The organism is Serratia sp. MF1(2023) (assembly GCF_030954545.1).
Taxonomy (GTDB): Bacteria; Pseudomonadota; Gammaproteobacteria; order Enterobacterales; family Enterobacteriaceae; genus Serratia; species Serratia sarumanii.
Map to the genome: position 1 here is coordinate 91632 of NZ_JAVHUX010000008.1, position 16268 is coordinate 107899.

Annotated in this window: 12 protein-coding genes; 6 read left to right on the forward strand and 6 right to left on the reverse strand. The window is 58.1% G+C overall.

Annotated elements, in window-relative coordinates; all coding sequences use genetic code 11:
- Positions 1–263: 263 nt before the first annotated feature.
- From focA to pflA, 3 genes are all read left to right on the forward strand, one after another.
- Positions 264–1124, forward strand: coding sequence for a formate transporter FocA (gene focA, locus REA38_RS03330; RefSeq protein WP_019454548.1), 861 nt, complete (start codon positions 264–266; stop codon positions 1122–1124).
- A 54-nt stretch (positions 1125–1178) separates the two neighbouring features.
- Complete coding sequence (gene pflB, locus REA38_RS03335; RefSeq protein ID WP_004928286.1) at positions 1179–3461, forward strand: formate C-acetyltransferase; 2283 nt, start codon at positions 1179–1181, stop codon at positions 3459–3461.
- 279 nt (positions 3462–3740) lie between these two features.
- Positions 3741–4481, forward strand: a complete 741-nt coding sequence (gene pflA, locus REA38_RS03340) for a pyruvate formate lyase 1-activating protein (RefSeq protein ID WP_033637850.1) — start codon at positions 3741–3743, stop codon at positions 4479–4481.
- Between the two features lie 110 nt (positions 4482–4591).
- Here pflA and REA38_RS03345 read toward each other — a convergent pair whose 3' ends face one another.
- Together REA38_RS03345 and REA38_RS03350 are read right to left on the reverse strand one after the other, a co-directional pair.
- On the reverse strand, positions 4592–5554 hold the full coding sequence (locus REA38_RS03345; protein WP_060421667.1) for a transcriptional regulator: 963 nt from the start codon (positions 5552–5554) through the stop codon (positions 4592–4594).
- A gap of 183 nt (positions 5555–5737) precedes the next feature.
- Positions 5738–6889: an MFS transporter gene (locus REA38_RS03350; RefSeq protein WP_033637849.1), complete on the reverse strand. Its 1152-nt coding sequence runs from the start codon at positions 6887–6889 to the stop codon at positions 5738–5740.
- A gap of 163 nt (positions 6890–7052) precedes the next feature.
- On the opposite strand from REA38_RS03350, the gene REA38_RS03355 reads away from it, so the two are divergent.
- The 3 genes from REA38_RS03355 (at position 7053) to REA38_RS03365 (ending at position 8934) form a co-directional block, all read left to right on the forward strand.
- On the forward strand, positions 7053–7418 hold the full coding sequence (locus tag REA38_RS03355; protein WP_308884981.1) for a DUF1801 domain-containing protein: 366 nt from the start codon (positions 7053–7055) through the stop codon (positions 7416–7418).
- A gap of 15 nt (positions 7419–7433) precedes the next feature.
- Complete coding sequence (locus REA38_RS03360) at positions 7434–8219, forward strand: AraC family transcriptional regulator (protein ID WP_308884983.1); 786 nt, start codon at positions 7434–7436, stop codon at positions 8217–8219.
- A 100-nt stretch (positions 8220–8319) separates the two neighbouring features.
- Positions 8320–8934: a LysE family translocator gene (locus tag REA38_RS03365; protein ID WP_308884985.1), complete on the forward strand. Its 615-nt coding sequence runs from the start codon at positions 8320–8322 to the stop codon at positions 8932–8934.
- Between the two features lie 52 nt (positions 8935–8986).
- Here REA38_RS03365 and serS read toward each other — a convergent pair whose 3' ends face one another.
- The 4 genes from serS to REA38_RS03385 form a co-directional block, all read right to left on the reverse strand.
- The gene (serS, locus tag REA38_RS03370) at positions 8987–10279 is read right to left on the reverse strand and encodes a serine--tRNA ligase (protein WP_033637847.1); all 1293 of its coding nucleotides are present in this window, start codon (positions 10277–10279) and stop codon (positions 8987–8989) included.
- Positions 10280–10388: 109 nt separating this feature from the next.
- A complete protein-coding gene (locus REA38_RS03375; RefSeq protein WP_048322053.1) occupies positions 10389–11675 on the reverse strand; it encodes a replication-associated recombination protein A in 1287 nt (428 codons plus the stop codon).
- Between the two features lie 67 nt (positions 11676–11742).
- Positions 11743–12354 (reverse strand): outer membrane lipoprotein chaperone LolA, encoded by a 612-nt coding sequence (gene lolA, locus REA38_RS03380; RefSeq protein WP_019454555.1) that lies wholly within the window; start codon positions 12352–12354, stop codon positions 11743–11745.
- Between the two features lie 198 nt (positions 12355–12552).
- Positions 12553–16197, reverse strand: a complete 3645-nt coding sequence (locus REA38_RS03385; protein WP_308884989.1) for a DNA translocase FtsK 4TM domain-containing protein — start codon at positions 16195–16197, stop codon at positions 12553–12555.
- Positions 16198–16268 lie beyond the last annotated feature (71 nt).

Consider the following 16268-nt stretch of genomic DNA (forward strand, 5'->3'; position numbering starts at 1 on the left):
TAAACTTTCAGCGCTGCGCGGCGACAAAACGCCTAAAAATTTAACTTTAGCGCCTGCGGCCCACCCTGCACATTCAAAAAAATTTGCAAACATTAAAAAATTGTTTTATCTTAAAAATCAATAAATTAACCACAAAAACCACACAAAAAACACGTCATTTTGCCGCTCTACTTCCCCGCCTTATGATCCAAATCAAATTTTCCCCTATACTGCTTTGCTAGTATCTCATTGCGTTGTTTTAACCCTTAAGAGCGAGAGTTAGTTTGAAAACTGACAGCCCCTTCGATCTGATTTTACCTGCGGCAACGGCGAAAATCGCTGAAGATGCCGGCGTGTATAAAGCCACCAAACATCCGCTGAAAACGTTTTATTTGGCGATCACCGCCGGTGTCTTCATTTCCATCGCCTTCGTCTTCTACATCACGGCGACCACCGGCACCGCCGGCGTGCCTTTCGGGCTGGCGAAACTGGTCGGCGGCATCTGCTTCTCTCTAGGGTTAATGCTGGTGGTGGTGTCGGGCGCCGACCTGTTCACCTCTACCGTGCTCATCGTCATCGCCAAGGCCAGCGGCCGCATCAGCTGGGGCCAGCTGGGCGCCAACTGGCTGAACGTTTATCTCGGCAATCTGGTCGGCGCGCTGTTCTTCGTGGCGCTGATCTGGTTCTCCGGCGAGTATATGGTCGCCAACGGCCAGTGGGGGCTGAATGTCCTGCAAACCGCAGACCACAAGCTGCATCACACCTTTATCGAAGCCGTGTGCCTCGGCATTCTGGCTAACCTGATGGTCTGCCTGGCGGTCTGGATGAGCTACTCCGGCCGCACCCTGACCGACAAGATGCTCGCCATGGTGCTGCCGGTCGGGATGTTTGTCGCCAGCGGCTTCGAGCACAGCATCGCCAACATGTTTATGATCCCTATGGGCATCGTGGTCAAACACTTCGCCACGCCGGAATTCTGGCAAGCCGTAGGGGCGGTACCTGAGCAATTCGCTCATCTGACAGTAAGCAACTTCATCATCGACAACCTGATTCCGGTCACCATCGGCAACATCATCGGTGGCGGTCTGCTGGTTGGGTTGACTTACTGGGTAATTTATCTGCGCGGGGGCCGCGAACAGCACTAAGCTGTGAGTTACCGCGCGCAGAGTTAGAAATCCACAATCAAAGGTAGGTGTACAATGACCGAACTTAACGAGAAATTAGCCAACGCTTGGGAAGGTTTCAGCAAGGGTGACTGGCAGAATGAAGTCAACGTTCGTGACTTCATCCAGAAAAACTACACGCCTTATGAAGGTGACGAGTCCTTCCTGGCTGGGGCAACTCAGGCCACCACCACCTTGTGGGACAAGGTTATGGAAGGGATCAAACTGGAAAACCGCACTCACGCGCCGGTTGATTTCGACACCAACGTTGCTTCAACCATCGTTTCTCACGACGCGGGTTACATCGCCAAAGAGCTGGAAACCATCGTGGGTCTGCAGACCGACGCCCCTCTGAAACGCGCGCTGATCCCGTTCGGCGGCATCAAAATGGTCGAAGGTTCGTGCAAAGTGTACGGCCGCGAGCTGGATCCGCAGCTGAAAAAAGTGTTCACCGAATACCGTAAAACCCACAACCAGGGCGTATTCGACGTTTACACCAAAGACATCCTGAACTGCCGTAAATCCGGCGTGCTGACCGGCCTGCCGGACGCCTACGGCCGCGGCCGCATCATCGGCGACTACCGCCGCGTGGCGCTGTACGGTATCGACTTCCTGATGGCCGACAAGCTGAACCAGTTCAAATCGCTGCAGGAAAAACTGGAAAACGGCGAAGATCTGGAAATGACCATCCAGTTGCGCGAAGAGATCGCTGAACAGCACCGCGCTCTGGCTCAGATCAAAGAGATGGCCGCCAAATACGGCTACGACATCTCCGGCCCGGCCACCAGCGCGCAAGAAGCGGTGCAGTGGACCTACTTCGGCTACCTGGCCGCGGTGAAATCCCAGAACGGCGCCGCCATGTCCTTCGGCCGCGTGTCCACCTTCCTCGACGTGTTCATCGAGCGCGACATCAAGGCGGGCAAACTGACCGAAGAACAAGCGCAGGAACTGATCGACCACCTGGTGATGAAACTGCGTATGGTGCGCTTCCTGCGTACCCCTGAGTACGATGAGCTGTTCTCCGGCGACCCAATCTGGGCAACGGAATCCCTGGCCGGTATGGGCGTCGACGGCCGCACCCTGGTCACCAAAAACAGCTTCCGCTTCCTGAACACCCTGTACACCATGGGGCCGTCTCCGGAGCCGAACATGACCATCCTGTGGTCTGAGAAGCTGCCGCTGAACTTCAAGAAATTCGCGGCGAAAGTGTCCATCGACACCTCTTCCGTTCAGTACGAAAACGACGACCTGATGCGCCCTGACTTCAACAACGATGACTACGCCATCGCTTGCTGCGTCAGCCCGATGATCGTCGGCAAACAAATGCAGTTCTTCGGCGCCCGCGCCAACCTGGCGAAAACCATGCTGTACGCCATCAACGGCGGCGTTGACGAAAAACTGAAAATGCAGGTCGGCCCTAAAGAAGCGCCGATGATGGACGAAGTGCTGGACTATGACAAAGTCATGGCGCGCATGGACCACTTTATGGATTGGCTGGCCAAGCAGTACGTGACCGCGCTGAACATCATTCACTACATGCACGACAAGTACAGTTACGAAGCTGCGCTGATGGCGCTGCATGACCGTGACGTTTATCGCACCATGGCTTGCGGTATCGCCGGCCTGTCCGTTGCAGCCGACTCCCTGTCTGCCATCAAGTACGCGAAAGTCACCACCATTCGCGACGAAGACGGCCTGGCCATCGACTTCAAAGTGGAAGGCGAGTATCCGCAGTTCGGTAACAACGACGCCCGCGTCGATGACATCGCCTGCGACCTGGTGGAACGTTTCATGAAGAAAATTCAGAAACTGCGCACCTACCGCAATGCGGTACCGACCCAGTCCGTACTGACCATCACCTCCAACGTGGTGTACGGTAAGAAAACCGGTAACACCCCGGATGGCCGCCGCGCAGGCGCACCGTTCGGCCCAGGTGCCAACCCGATGCACGGCCGCGACCAGAAAGGTGCAGTAGCCTCCCTGACCTCGGTAGCCAAACTGCCGTTTGCCTACGCGAAAGACGGGATCTCCTACACCTTCTCCATCGTGCCTAACGCGCTGGGTAAAGACGACGACGTGCGTAAAGCCAACCTGGCGGGCCTGATGGATGGTTACTTCCACCATGAAGCCTCCATCGAAGGCGGCCAGCACCTGAACGTCAACGTGATGAACCGCGAAATGCTGCTGGACGCGATGGAAAACCCTGAGAAATACCCTCAGCTGACCATCCGCGTTTCCGGTTACGCCGTGCGCTTCAACTCGCTGACCAAAGAGCAACAGCAGGACGTGATTACTCGTACCTTCACTCAAACGATGTAATACGCCGGCCGGGCGGGAAACCGCTAGGCACCAACGCAGGGGCCGGTTTTGCCGGCCCTTTTCTCCCACCGCTCTCCCCTGACTCTGTACGAGTCTGTTTTGCCGGGCATCTATACTGAATGGATAGCCGGCAAAACAGTTATCCGGCAACTGACCGGCCGACAGGCATCATTACCCCGGTGGCGGTTCCACCCGCTGCTGCATCGCAGATACCTGGCCGGCGGCCACGCGCCTATTTTTAGACTGCGTTTGACAGTCAATATTGGAGAAAACCCCGCAATGTCAGCAATTGGTCGCATCCACTCCTTCGAATCCTGCGGCACCGTCGATGGGCCCGGGATCCGCTTTATCGTCTTCTTCCAAGGCTGCCTGATGCGCTGCCTCTATTGCCATAACCGCGACACCTGGGACACCCACGGCGGCAAGGAAGTGACCGTCGAAGAGCTGATGAAAGACGCGGTGGCCTACCGCCACTTCATGAACGCCTCCGGCGGCGGCGTGACCGCGTCCGGCGGCGAGGCGATCCTGCAGGCTGAATTCGTCCGCGACTGGTTCCGCGCCTGCCACGCCGAAGGCATCAATACCTGCCTGGACACCAATGGCTTCGTGCGCCGCTACGATCCGGTGATCGACGAGCTGCTGGACACCACCGATCTGGTGATGCTGGATCTGAAACAGATGAACGACGAGATCCACCAGAACCTGGTCGGCGTCTCCAATCACCGCACGCTGGAATTCGCCCGCTACCTGGCGAAACGCAACCAGCGCACCTGGATCCGCTACGTGGTGGTGCCGGGCTGGTCAGACGACGATAAGTCGGCGCACCTGCTGGGCGAGTTCACCAAAGACATGACCAACATCGAGAAAATCGAGCTGCTGCCCTACCACGAGCTGGGCAAGCACAAATGGATAGCGATGGGGGAAGAGTACAAGCTGGACGGCGTGCACCCGCCGAAAGCCGAGACCATGGATCGCGTCAAAGGCATCCTGGAAAGCTACGGCCACAAAGTGATTTACTGATTGCATTCTTCTTGCTTGCCAGGGATTAGCTATTATCCTCTGGCATGCAAATCGCCCTTAGAGGGACTTTGTTCTGGGCAAAGAATTCCCCTAAGTTGTTAGCCTGAATATTACCTTATCCGCAGATCTGATGCGTTAAGTGTAAACTCTTCATCTATCCCTAATTTTTCCATTATAGCGGGTAAAACCTGGTGGATTATTCTCATCCCGACTAAAAGCTCATTCATATATATATCGGGATGGATACGTGATGAGTTAACGCCAAGACTCTCAGCTTCAGCCTCATGTCCCAATTGATCACTAGAATCATATACCATGCCTAAAAGTTCAGCTTTTAGAGGAATTCCATTTCGGAATGCTTTCTCTTTCACAAGAGTGAGCCACTCCTCGTAATCTTGTTCAATACGGTGTCTAAACTTCCCAAAATTCGGTGCGAACTCTGGGTCTATATCTATCTTAGTAGCGGCAAGAAACATTAAGCACGGTTCTATATTCACAGCTGGTGTATCAAATAGCTCTAACTCATCATCATTTACAATATCCTGTACATAAGCAGCATAGAATCCATAAACGTCATTAAGTGAATTGTAAATTTTTCGGATAAGAGAAGAATAAGGATTCGCGTCTATTAATTCCCATAGTTCCTCAGTATATTCATCGTCACCCGTATCGTTGTAGTCAACGTCTAGCACTTTAGGGAACTCTTTAGGTAAAACTATCCCCATATCATGCAGCACCTGTAAAGTCTCACTGCATAAGAGTCCCATATCATCTTCTAGTGGGTATGTGATATAGCCTGTTTCAGCACTCATTTGGGCCATGCCTGCAAGATAGCCAGTCAGTTTCGCCCACTTTTCTGCGTTATCCAGAGAACCAGCCCAAAGAACTAACCAAGGATTATTTTCACCTATCCCAGTGATTTTTCTGAATTTATTTTCCATGTCAGGTGACATATATTCACCTTTCTTCCATTTACTTACCTGACCTGGCGACACTTCGAGGCGAGTAGCCAACTCCCTTTGATTACAATGTAAGGCTGCTAATGCCAGCTGTACAAAAGCTTCACTATTCATCTTATGAATCCCTTCTGTCATTTAAATTTAGTAAACAATTTAAAAAAGTTAGTAAATATAAATTATCAGAAGTTGATGTACGAAGCTAGCAAGTAAGAAATTTTTTTGCGTTTACCATAAAAAAATCCGAAGTCAGCAAACCAACTTCGGATTAAATTAGTTTAAAGTCAATTAATTATGAAATCAGGCGGCGGCGAACGGCGTGTGATGGTGATCCGGCTTCTGTTTCTTCAGCAGCATCAGCAGGTAAACCAGCGCCACGGCGGCGATCATCACGAACAGCACGCGGTCGGAATAGTTTTGCATCAGCAACGCCGTCATCGACGGCCCCAGCAGGCTGCCGATGGTGTAACTCATCAACAGCGCCTGGTTCATCGCCACCAACTCGTGCGGCAGCGCCTTCTCGCAGGCCCAGGACATCGCCACCGGATACAGGGTAAAGCCGGCGCAGCCGAGGATGAACAGCGAAGGCGCCATGGCGTAGTTGCCGAGCATCGCCACGCTGGCGAGGATCACCACGAACACCTGAATGCGCAGCACCAGCAGGCGCCCGTAACGATCGGCCAGGCGACCGACCGGCCATTGGCCGACGATGCCGGAGCTGACCAGCAGCGCCATCCAGTAACCGACGTTGGCGTCGCTCATGCCCTGATGGGAGAGGTACAACGGCATCAGGCCGTATAGCGAACCGAGCACAATGCCGGAAATGATGCAACCGTTGATGCCGAGGCGCGCGCTGCGGCGTCTCAGCATGGTCCATACCGCCGCCTGCTGCGGCTCGTCTTCATGGCGGTTGACCCGCGCGAACAGCATCGGCAGCATGGCGCTGATCACAATGGCGGTCACCCACGGCACCACGTGCAACAATTCGGTCGAGGTCATGCTCAACAGCAATTGGCCGGTCACCGTCCCGAGGTAATAAACGATCATATAGGCCGCCAGCAGCTGGCCGCGGTTGCTCAGGTTGCCGCTGCGCAACAGCGCGCTCTCCACGATCACCCAGATCCAGGCGCAACCGACGCCGGCGAAGAAGCGCCAGCCCAGCCAACTCCAAAAATCGATCGACAACACCATGCCGGCGGTCGCAGCGGCGAACACCAGACAAGAGAGATGATAGCTGCGGGTAAAGCCGACGCGCTGGATCAGTTTGCCCGCCACCAGCGTGCCCAACAGGTTGCCGCTGAAATAAGAGGAGCTGACCATTCCCACCTGCCAGGTCGACAGCTGAGCATGGGTTAACCAAAGAGGCACTAACGTATTCAAAACGGCAATGGATACCGTGAGCAGCAAAAGGCCGCAGAGCAATAAGAGCACTGGGCGGGAGTATGCGGACATAGTGAAATTGTGACCGAACGCGCAATGAGAGTGCGCGCATCATGCCACTGGCGATAAAAAAGTCAATCGCCTCTTATCGTTCCACCGCACGATTTGTTTCCAGCTAACCGGCTGAAAAAGCGCTATGCTCAGCGCAGAGCGAATTTGACGATGGAGAGGCAAGATGAGTCAGACAAATGATGCGGCGGTAGAGGCCCTGCTGGCGGACATCGGCAGCACGCAAGGCGAACTGCTGGAGATCGTACAACAGGTGCGCCGGATAGCTGCAGCGTGCGGCAACGGCGTCACCGAATCGGTAAAATACGGCGGCATCATGTTCGCGCATAGCCAATTTTTCTGCGGCGTTTTCGCCTACCGCCACCACGTCACGGTGGAATTCGGCCACGGCTACCGGCTGGCAGACAGCCATCACCAGCTCGAAGGCAGCGGCCAGTATCGGCGGCACATCAAGCTCCACTCGCCCGCCGAGGTGAAGAGCAAGCATCTGGCTGACTACCTTCAACAGGCTTATACGCTGGCGATGTCATGATACAAGGATAATCTGATGACGAAACCCGCCTTTCAAGTCCTTTCCAGCCGTCTGTGCGACATTGAGATCGTCATGGCAGACACAGATTTCTCCTTTGGCCGCCATACTCACGATCAATTTGGCATCGGCTTGATGGATCGCGGTGGGCAAAAATCGCTTAGCGGGCGGGGACGTGTTGAATCTGCCGCCGGCGATATCATCACGGTGAATCCCGGCGAAGTTCATGACGGTGCTCCCCTCATCGGTGCCAGAGCCTGGCGCATGCTTTATTTCCCCCCCGCCTGGCTCAACAGATGCTTTGCCGATATCAGCGAAGGTAAATATTCTTCCGGAGAATTCAGCCAGCCGGTGTTTTGCCGACATCAGCTCTCCGCCAGTTTCAACCACCTATTCATCGCCGTCGAACAAAGCGATAAATTTGCGGTTGAGGAGACTTTGCTGACTTTCGCTGCCACGCTGGCCGAGATCCCCGGGAAGGGTTTCGTTTCCCCGTCCGTAGGCATCATGCGTGCACGAGAATGGATAAACGACTCGCCGGCCAGCCCGTTAACCTTGGCGGAGCTAGCGAAAGAGGCTGGGCTAAGCCAGTATCAATTTGTACGTGGTTTCAAACGCTTCACCGGGCTGACGCCTCATGCCTACTTGTTGCAACGTCGGCTATTGCTGGCACGCCAGCTGATCCTCGCCGGTAACGCGCTGGCCGCAGTAGCGGACATCAGCGGCTTCGCCGATCAAAGCCACATGACGCGCATGTTCGTCAGAAGTTTTGGTTACACCCCCGGCGTTTTCTCTCGCAAATAGCCCGTTCCTGCCAACAGTTGCAATTTCGTTCAAGACGACGCGGTCCCGCTACCAGAAACTGAGTTCACTCTAGCCGCAAAACCAACAAGGAGCTTGCCCCGTGAACGCAGATTTTCTGTTGACCTCATTACTGATCGTGATATCACCGGGAACCGGTGCATTGATTACCCTATCTACCGGATTGCAACAGGGTGCGCGCCGTGCACTGGTGGCGGCGGTGGGCTGTACGCTGGGTGTAGTGCCCCATATGCTGGCTGCGTTGACCGGGCTGGCGGCATTACTGCAGGCCAACCCTCTGGCATTTGGATTTGTGAAATATATCGGCGTAGCCTATCTGCTGTTTATGGGATGGCAAACTTTGCGCGATAGTGGCCCAATGTCCATAACTCAAAGCTCGATGCAACCCAGTCAGGGAGCTTTGGTGCGTTATGCCATATTGGCTAACGCACTCAACCCCAAACTATCGGTTTTCTTCCTGGCATTCCTGCCGCAGTTTGTCACCACAGGCGATCCGCATCCGGTCCGCACTATGCTGCTGCTGTCCACTCTCTTCTCCATGATGACATTGGCGATCTTTGCTTTTTACGGCGCTTTTGCGGCGCGCGTCCGACATCTTATTTTGGGTAATGTCCGCGTCATGAATGGTATACGTTGGTCGGTTTCTGTGGCGTTTATCGTTCTTGCCGTGAAGCTGGCCCTGTCCCATCAGTCGTGACATCAAAGGCATAAAAAAAGCGCCCGCAGGCGCTTTTTTCGTGGTTTGCCGTTTAGCCGATATATTCCAGGCCGCCCATATAAGGACGCAGCACTTCAGGCACCTGAATGCGGCCGTCGGCCTGCTGGTAGTTTTCCAGCACCGCCACCAGCGTACGGCCAACCGCCAGGCCGGAGCCGTTCAGGGTGTGAACCAGGCGCGGTTTCTTGTCGGCTTTGCTGCGGCAGCGCGCCTGCATGCGACGCGCCTGGAAGTCCCACATGTTGGAGCAGGACGAGATCTCGCGGTAGGTATCCTGCGCCGGCAGCCACACTTCCAGATCGTAAGTTTTGCACGCGCCGAAGCCCATGTCGCCGGTGCACAGCAGCACCTTGCGGTAAGGCAGGTTCAGCAGCTGCAGCACTTTTTCCGCGTGGCCGGTCAGCTCTTCCAGGGCATCCATCGAATCTTCCGGACGAACGATCTGCACCATCTCGACCTTGTCGAACTGGTGCATGCGGATCAAACCGCGGGTGTCGCGGCCGTAAGAACCGGCTTCCGCGCGGAAGCATGGCGTGTGTGCAGTCATTTTCAGCGGCAGAGTTTCCTCTTCCACGATCTCGTCGCGCACCAGGTTGGTCAGCGGCACTTCCGCCGTTGGGATCAGCGCGTAGTTGCTGCTGTCGGCTTCTTCTTCCAGCGGACGGGTATGGAACAGGTCTTCGCCGAACTTCGGCAGCTGGCCGGTACCGTACAGCGTGGCGTGGTTAACCAGATAAGGCACATAGGCCTCCAGGTAGCCGTGCTGCTCGGTGTGCAGATCCAGCATGAACTGGGACAGCGCGCGGTGCATGCGGGCGATTTGCCCTTTCATCACCACGAAGCGCGAACCGGTCAGCTTAACCGCGGCGGCAAAATCCAGCCCGCCGGCCATTTCGCCCAGATCGACGTGATCGCGCACCGCGAAGTCGTACTGGCGCGGTTCGCCCCAGCGGGCAACTTCCAGGTTTTCGCTGTCGTCTTTACCATCCGGCACGGCGTCGTCCGGCAGGTTAGGCAGCGTCAGGGCGTAATCGCGGATCTCGCTCTGCAACGCATCCAGCGCCGCCTTGGCGGCATCCAGCTTGTCACCCAGCTCGTTCACTTCGCGACGCAGCGGCTCGATGTCTTCCCCACGCGCTTTGGCCGCGCCGATGGATTTCGATCGGGAGTTGCGTTCCGCTTGCAGCGTTTCAGTTTCTACCTGCAGAACTTTGCGACGTTCTTCCTGCGAACGCAGCAGATCCAGATCGAGTTTAAAGCCTCGGCGAGCCAGTTTGACGGCGACTGCGTCTAGCTCATTACGCAGCAGATTGGGATCGAGCATGCTAATCCTGTGCTTGTTGTTATTGAAAGAAGTGTTGTTGTTCTATGCGGCTGATTTATAGCCGCATAAAAGAAGAGTGATACCCGCTAACCTTACCGCAACGGCCTCGCTAGCGGTAGCGTTTTGTCGGGCTATTTTGATCCTGCTCAGCCAGCCATGCCAACTTTTCGCCGATTTTCCCTTCCAGCCCGCGCGAGGTCGGTTGATAGTAGCGCGTATGGGCCATTTCGGGCGGGAAATAGTTCTCGCCGGCGGCGTAGGCGTTGGGTTCGTCGTGGGCGTAGCGGTACTCCGCCCCCAGCCCCATTTCCTTCATCAGCTTGGTCGGTGCGTTGCGCAGGTGCTCCGGCACGTCATAATCGGCCTGCTCTTTGGCGTCGCGCATGGCAGCCTTGAACGCGGTGTAGACCGCATTGCTCTTCGGCGCGCAGGCCAGGTAGACGATCGCCTGCGCGATGGCGCGTTCGCCCTCCGCTGGCCCCACGCGGGTGAAGCAATCCCAGGCGGCGATCGCCACCTGCATGCCGCGCGGATCGGCGTTGCCCACGTCTTCAGAGGCAATCGCCAACAGACGGCGCGCCACGTAAAGCGGATCGCCGCCGGCGGTAATGATGCGTGCATACCAATACAGCGCGGCGTCCGGCGCCGAGCCGCGCACCGATTTATGCAGCGCGGAAATCAGGTCGTAATAACGGTCGCCCTTGTTGTCGAAGCGCGCGCTGCGCTCACCCGACACTTCTTTCAGCAGCTCCGGCGTCAGCACCCGCACGCCTTTGGCGTCCAACTCCGCCATGTCGGCCATCATTTCCAGGCTGTTCAGCGCCCGGCGTGCGTCGCCGCCCACCAGCTCCGACAGCAGGCGGCGCGTTTCCGCCGGCAGCTCGATATTCTGGCCGCCAAAGCCGCGCGCCTTGTCGCCCATCGCCTGATCCAGCACCTGGCCGATATCTTCGGCGGTCAGCGCCTTCAGCAGGTAAACGCGGGCGCGGGACAACAGCGCCGAGTTCAGCTCGAACGACGGATTTTCAGTGGTGGCGCCGATAAAGGTGATGGTGCCGTCTTCGATGTGCGGCAGGAAAGCGTCCTGCTGGCTCTTATTGAAGCGGTGCACTTCGTCGACGAACAGGATGGTGCGGCGGCCGGCATCGCGATTTTGCCGCGCCCGCTCGATCGCCTCGCGGATCTCCTTGATACCGGAGGTCACGGCTGAGATCCGTTCGACATCCGCCTGGCCGTAACGGCCGATCAGTTCTGCCAGCGTCGTCTTCCCGGTGCCCGGCGGCCCCCATAAAATCATCGAGTGCAGCTGCCCGGCCTCAATGGCGCGCGGCAGCGGCTTGCCGGCGGCCAGCAGGTGCTGCTGGCCGATATACTGCGCCAGCGTGGTCGGCCGCATACGCGCGGCCAACGGCTGGAACTCGTTCTGGGAAAAATCGAGCGACAGATTATTACTCACTTGCACCTCACTGGCGCTGGTCGTCCAGCGTCACCCCCTTCGGCGGGGTAAATTTGAATTTGGCCGGATCGGCGGCGACGTTCTGCTGGCTTTTCAGCGTGTAAGAACTGCGCTGGCCGTCCTGCTCCACCGCGGCGAAGCTGCGGATGGTGCCGCTGTTGGTCACGCTGATGGCGAACTGCTTCAGGTTGCCGCTGGCGGACTTCGGCGTCAGCTCGAAATCATCGCCCTTTTGCTTCACGTTGTACTGTTTCCAGTCGCTGGCATTATTGCGGGTGATCAGCATAAACGGCGTATTGCCGGTGGCGTTCTTCAGCCAGGTTGCCGTCACCTGCTCGACGAATGGGTTATAGAACCACAGGGTCTGGCCATCGGAGACCAGCACGCTCTCATCGGGCGAGGTCATATGCCAGTTGAACAGGTTTGGCCGCTTCACCCACAGCTCGCCTTCCCCCTGTTGCACCGCGGCACCGTCGGCGCTGGTCACGGTTTGCGAGAAGCTGGCGTGGAAACTGTTCACCTTCGCCAGGCGACTTTGCAGATCCTGTGCGGCGTCGGCCAGCACGGAAGTAGAAGCGAATCCCGAAAGCAGACAGCAGGCAACTAACAGTTTTTTCATTATTCCAGATACCTTATGAAATGCGTTAACCGCAGGGCGACGCCGTGCGGGTCAAATCAACCCTTTACCCCGTTACTTTACCCGAAGCCGGCGATCGGCCGGTAGGCCAATGTTCCGAGAAGAAACGGGTTTACGCTTCTTTGCACAAGGGCCGCTTAAGCGGCCCTTTCTTATTGAATTGCAATGGCTAAACGACCATCAATCGTGCCGCGGCGGCGCCAGCACCTCGCGGTTGCCGTTGTGCCCCTGCTCGCTGACGATGCCCTGCGCTTCCATCTGTTCGATGATGCGCGCCGCGCGGTTATAGCCGATACGGAACTGGCGCTGTACGCCGGAGATGGAGGCGCGGCGTTTATCCACCACGAAATCCACCGCCTGGTCAAACAGCGGATCCAGCTCTTCGTCGCCGTCCATACCACCGCCGGCACCGCCCTCGCCGTCTTCGCCGCCGCTGAGAATGCCCTCTTTATATTGGGGCCGCTCGCGCGCTTTCCAATCCTTGACCACCGCGTGCACTTCCTGATCGCGCACGAATGCGCCATGCACGCGCACCGGAATCGAGGAGTTCGGCGCCAGATAGAGCATGTCGCCCATACCCAGCAAGGACTCGGCGCCCCCCTGATCGAGGATGGTGCGGGAGTCGATCTTGCTCGACACGGTAAAGGCGATACGCGTCGGGATGTTGGCCTTGATAAGACCCGTGATCACATCCACCGACGGACGCTGGGTCGCCAGCACCAGATGGATACCCGCAGCACGCGCTTTCTGCGCCAGGCGAGCGATCAACTCTTCGACCTTCTTGCCGACCGTCATGATCAGATCGGCGAATTCGTCGACCATCACCACGATGTACGGCTCTTTCTCCAACACCGGCGGCGTGATGTCCATGCTGTCGGTCGGCTTCCAGAACGGATCCGGGATCGGACGCCCCATCGCTTCGGCCTGATCGACGCGCTCGTTGTAGCCGGCCAGGTTACGCACACCCAGGGCAGACATCAGCTTGTAGCGGCGTTCCATTTCCCCCACGCACCAGCGCAGCGCGTTGGCGGCGTCTTTCATGTCGGTGACCACATCGGTCAACAGGTGAGGAATGCCTTCGTAAACCGACAGCTCCAGCATTTTCGGGTCGATCATGATAAAGCGCACTTCTTTCGGCGTGGCTTTATACAGGATGCTCAGGATCATGGCGTTGACCCCGACCGACTTACCGGAACCGGTGGTACCGGCGACCAGCAAGTGCGGCATTTTGCCCAGATCGGCCACCACCGGTTCGCCGGAGATGTCCTTACCCAATACGATGGACAGCGGCGACGGGTTGTCACGGAAGGCCGGGCAATCCAGCACTTCGCGCAGATACACCGTTTGCCGCTTGGCGTTCGGCAGCTCCAGACCGACGTAAGGCTTGCCGGGGATCACTTCTACCACGCGCACCGCCGACGTCGACAGCGAGCGCGCCAGATCGCGCGACAGGTTGGAAATGCGCGCCGCTTTAACGCCCGGCGCCAGATCCAGCTCGAAGCGGGTGATGACCGGCCCCGGCAGGATGTCCACCACGTCGGCTTTCACGCGGTAATCGGCCAGGCTGGCCTCCACCAGACGCGCCTTCTGTTCCAGCGCGAAGGAGTCGACCGGTTCTACCTCTTTCGGGGCCTCGGTCAGCAGATCCAGCGTCGGCAGCGGCGTGGTCGGCTTCTGCAGCGGCTGATCGTTGCGCATCAGGAACGGGTGAATCAAGCTGTCCATCGCCGGATGCTGCTCGGCCTGAGTTTGCTGAGGCTGCTGCTGCACCGGTTGCTGTGGCTGCTGATATGGCTGCGACGGCTGTTGATACTGTTGTTGCTGCGGCTGCTGGTATTGCTGAGGCTGCGAGTGCGGTTGCTGAGGTTGGGCAACCGGCGCCGCAGGCTCAAACTGGCCGAACGGCACGTCGTCCTGTTGCTCGCTTTGCTGTTCAATGCGCTCTTCAAGCTGCGGAGACAGCGTGAACATCGGCTCGCTCGGGCCATCATCCACCAGATCCGCCATCGGCGAGAAGCTGAAAGCATTGCGGGTATCGACCGGGCTGGCGGCCGGCGCTTGCGGAGCAGCCGCTTGCTGGCCGTAGCGCGCCTGCTGCTGCTCGGCGAACGCCTGGCGCAGCGCGGCCTCTTGCAGCGCCTCTTCGTCGTCCTGTTGATAGCCTTCGCCGTAGCGTTGGTTCTGCTGCTCGGCAAACGCCTTGCTCAGCTCGGCTTCCTGCAGGGCGCTCTCGTCATCTTGTTGCTCCGACGCGTAGCTTTCGCCGTAGCGTTGGCTTTGCTGCTCGGCAAACGCCTGACGCAGCGCGGCTTCCTGCAGCGCCTCTTCTTCCTGCGGGCTCACCGCCGTCGGCTGCTGAGGATCCGCCTGGCGCTGTTCCTGCTCGGCCGCACGCTGCGAAGGCAGCTTGATGCCGTAAGAAGCCAGCTCGCGACGGGTCGGGATGCGCACCGGGTTCGGCCGCGGCAGCTCAGGGCCGATGCCCTGCTTAACCTGCGGATTGCCGTCGCTGGTGGCCGTGAAGGCCGGCATGAAGGTCGCCGCTGCGGCACCCGCAGCGGCAGCGGCTGCCGTATCCAGCAGTGGCTTGGCACCGGTAGCGCTGAAACCACCCGCTCCGCTGACGTCGGCGCTGTCGCGCTGCGCGGCGGTAAAATCAAAGGGAGAACGCGCCGGCGGCTGCGGCGCAGCCGGCTCTTGCCAATTGCCGAGACGCGGCTCATCGTCATCCTGATAAGGATCGACAGGACGCGTCGCCTTCGGTGCAGGCGTTTCTTCCGGAATTTCGAAGGAGTACAGCGGCGGCGTGGCGTCTTGCGCCGGGGCGCTCACCGGGTGCTGATTGACCGAGGCCGGCGCGGCCGGCGCCACCGTTACCGACGGCGCCTGAGCGGCGATCGGCGCTGCAACGGGCTCGTGGATCGCTGCCTTCACCGCCGGTGCAGGCGAAGCCACCGGCGCGATTGGCGCGGCGTCGGCTTCAACCTCAGCATCGTCGGCTCTCAGGCCGCTGAGCAACGGATCGGCGGCGTCTTCCGCCGCCTCTTTGGCGCTTTCAGTGACCGAAGGCGCAGAGAACAACACGTCGTCATCGGCGGCCGCGGCTCCGGCGGCGGTCGCGGCAACCGCTGCGGCGGCGCCCTTCCCTACCTGCTCAGGCTCGTCGTCAACGTAACGCTCGTCATCCTCGAAATAACGCGCTTCGCGACGCGAACGGTTGGTCATGAAGGTCGCGACGCCCAGCACCGCCCCGCCGATCTTCTCGGCGATCACCAGCCAGGACCAGCCGGTAAACAGCGTCAGCCCCGCCGCCCACACGCACAGCAGCGCCAGCGTGGCGCCGATGCCGTTGAACCATGGCAACATGGCGTTGCTCAGCAGGCTGCCGATCACGCCGCCGGAAGCGAAGTAATAGAGATCGTCAACGTTCAGCGCCGCCAGCCCACAGGAGGTGAGCACTAACGCCAGGGTGCCGATCAGGCGCAGGGAGAGCGCGAAATAGTCGACGTAGTCTCTGTTGGCCCGTTGGCGATAGGCCGCCCAGCACAGAACCAGCATGATCGGCGGTATCGCGTAGGCGAGCACCCCGAAGGTGAAGAACAGCGTGTCGGCCAACCAGGCCCCAACACCGCCGCCCAAGTTGTGAATCGGCTCATGCCACGCGGTCTGCGACCAGCTTGGGTCAGACGGGTTGAAACTGACCAGCGCAGCCATGAGGTAAACGGCAAAAATCGCTACCACGATAAGCACAGCCTCCAGCAAACGCCGGCCACTGCTGAGTCTTTTCAGGGTAACTTCTTTATCTTCTGTATATTCCTGGCTCAAGAAAGGCTCTCCAGGTTCCTGTTAGCTGACATAGCAACAGCGCCGAGAAGCTTCCCCGGCGCCGAAACTGT

Excerpts from the sequence above, each read along its gene's own strand:
- pflB (WP_004928286.1), top strand. The coding sequence starts at position 1,179 with ATGACCGAACTTAACGAGAAATTAGCCAACGCTTGGGAAGGTTTCAGC.
- pflA (WP_033637850.1), top strand. The coding sequence starts at position 3,741 with ATGTCAGCAATTGGTCGCATCCACTCCTTCGAATCCTGCGGCACCGTC.
- REA38_RS03345 (WP_060421667.1), bottom strand. The coding sequence starts at position 5,554 with ATGAATAGTGAAGCTTTTGTACAGCTGGCATTAGCAGCCTTACATTGT.
- REA38_RS03350 (WP_033637849.1), bottom strand. The coding sequence starts at position 6,889 with ATGTCCGCATACTCCCGCCCAGTGCTCTTATTGCTCTGCGGCCTTTTG.
- REA38_RS03355 (WP_308884981.1), top strand. The coding sequence starts at position 7,053 with ATGAGTCAGACAAATGATGCGGCGGTAGAGGCCCTGCTGGCGGACATC.
- REA38_RS03360 (WP_308884983.1), top strand. The coding sequence starts at position 7,434 with ATGACGAAACCCGCCTTTCAAGTCCTTTCCAGCCGTCTGTGCGACATT.
- serS (WP_033637847.1), bottom strand. The coding sequence starts at position 10,279 with ATGCTCGATCCCAATCTGCTGCGTAATGAGCTAGACGCAGTCGCCGTC.
- REA38_RS03375 (WP_048322053.1), bottom strand. The coding sequence starts at position 11,675 with ATGCGGCCGACCACGCTGGCGCAGTATATCGGCCAGCAGCACCTGCTG.
- lolA (WP_019454555.1), bottom strand. The coding sequence starts at position 12,354 with ATGAAAAAACTGTTAGTTGCCTGCTGTCTGCTTTCGGGATTCGCTTCT.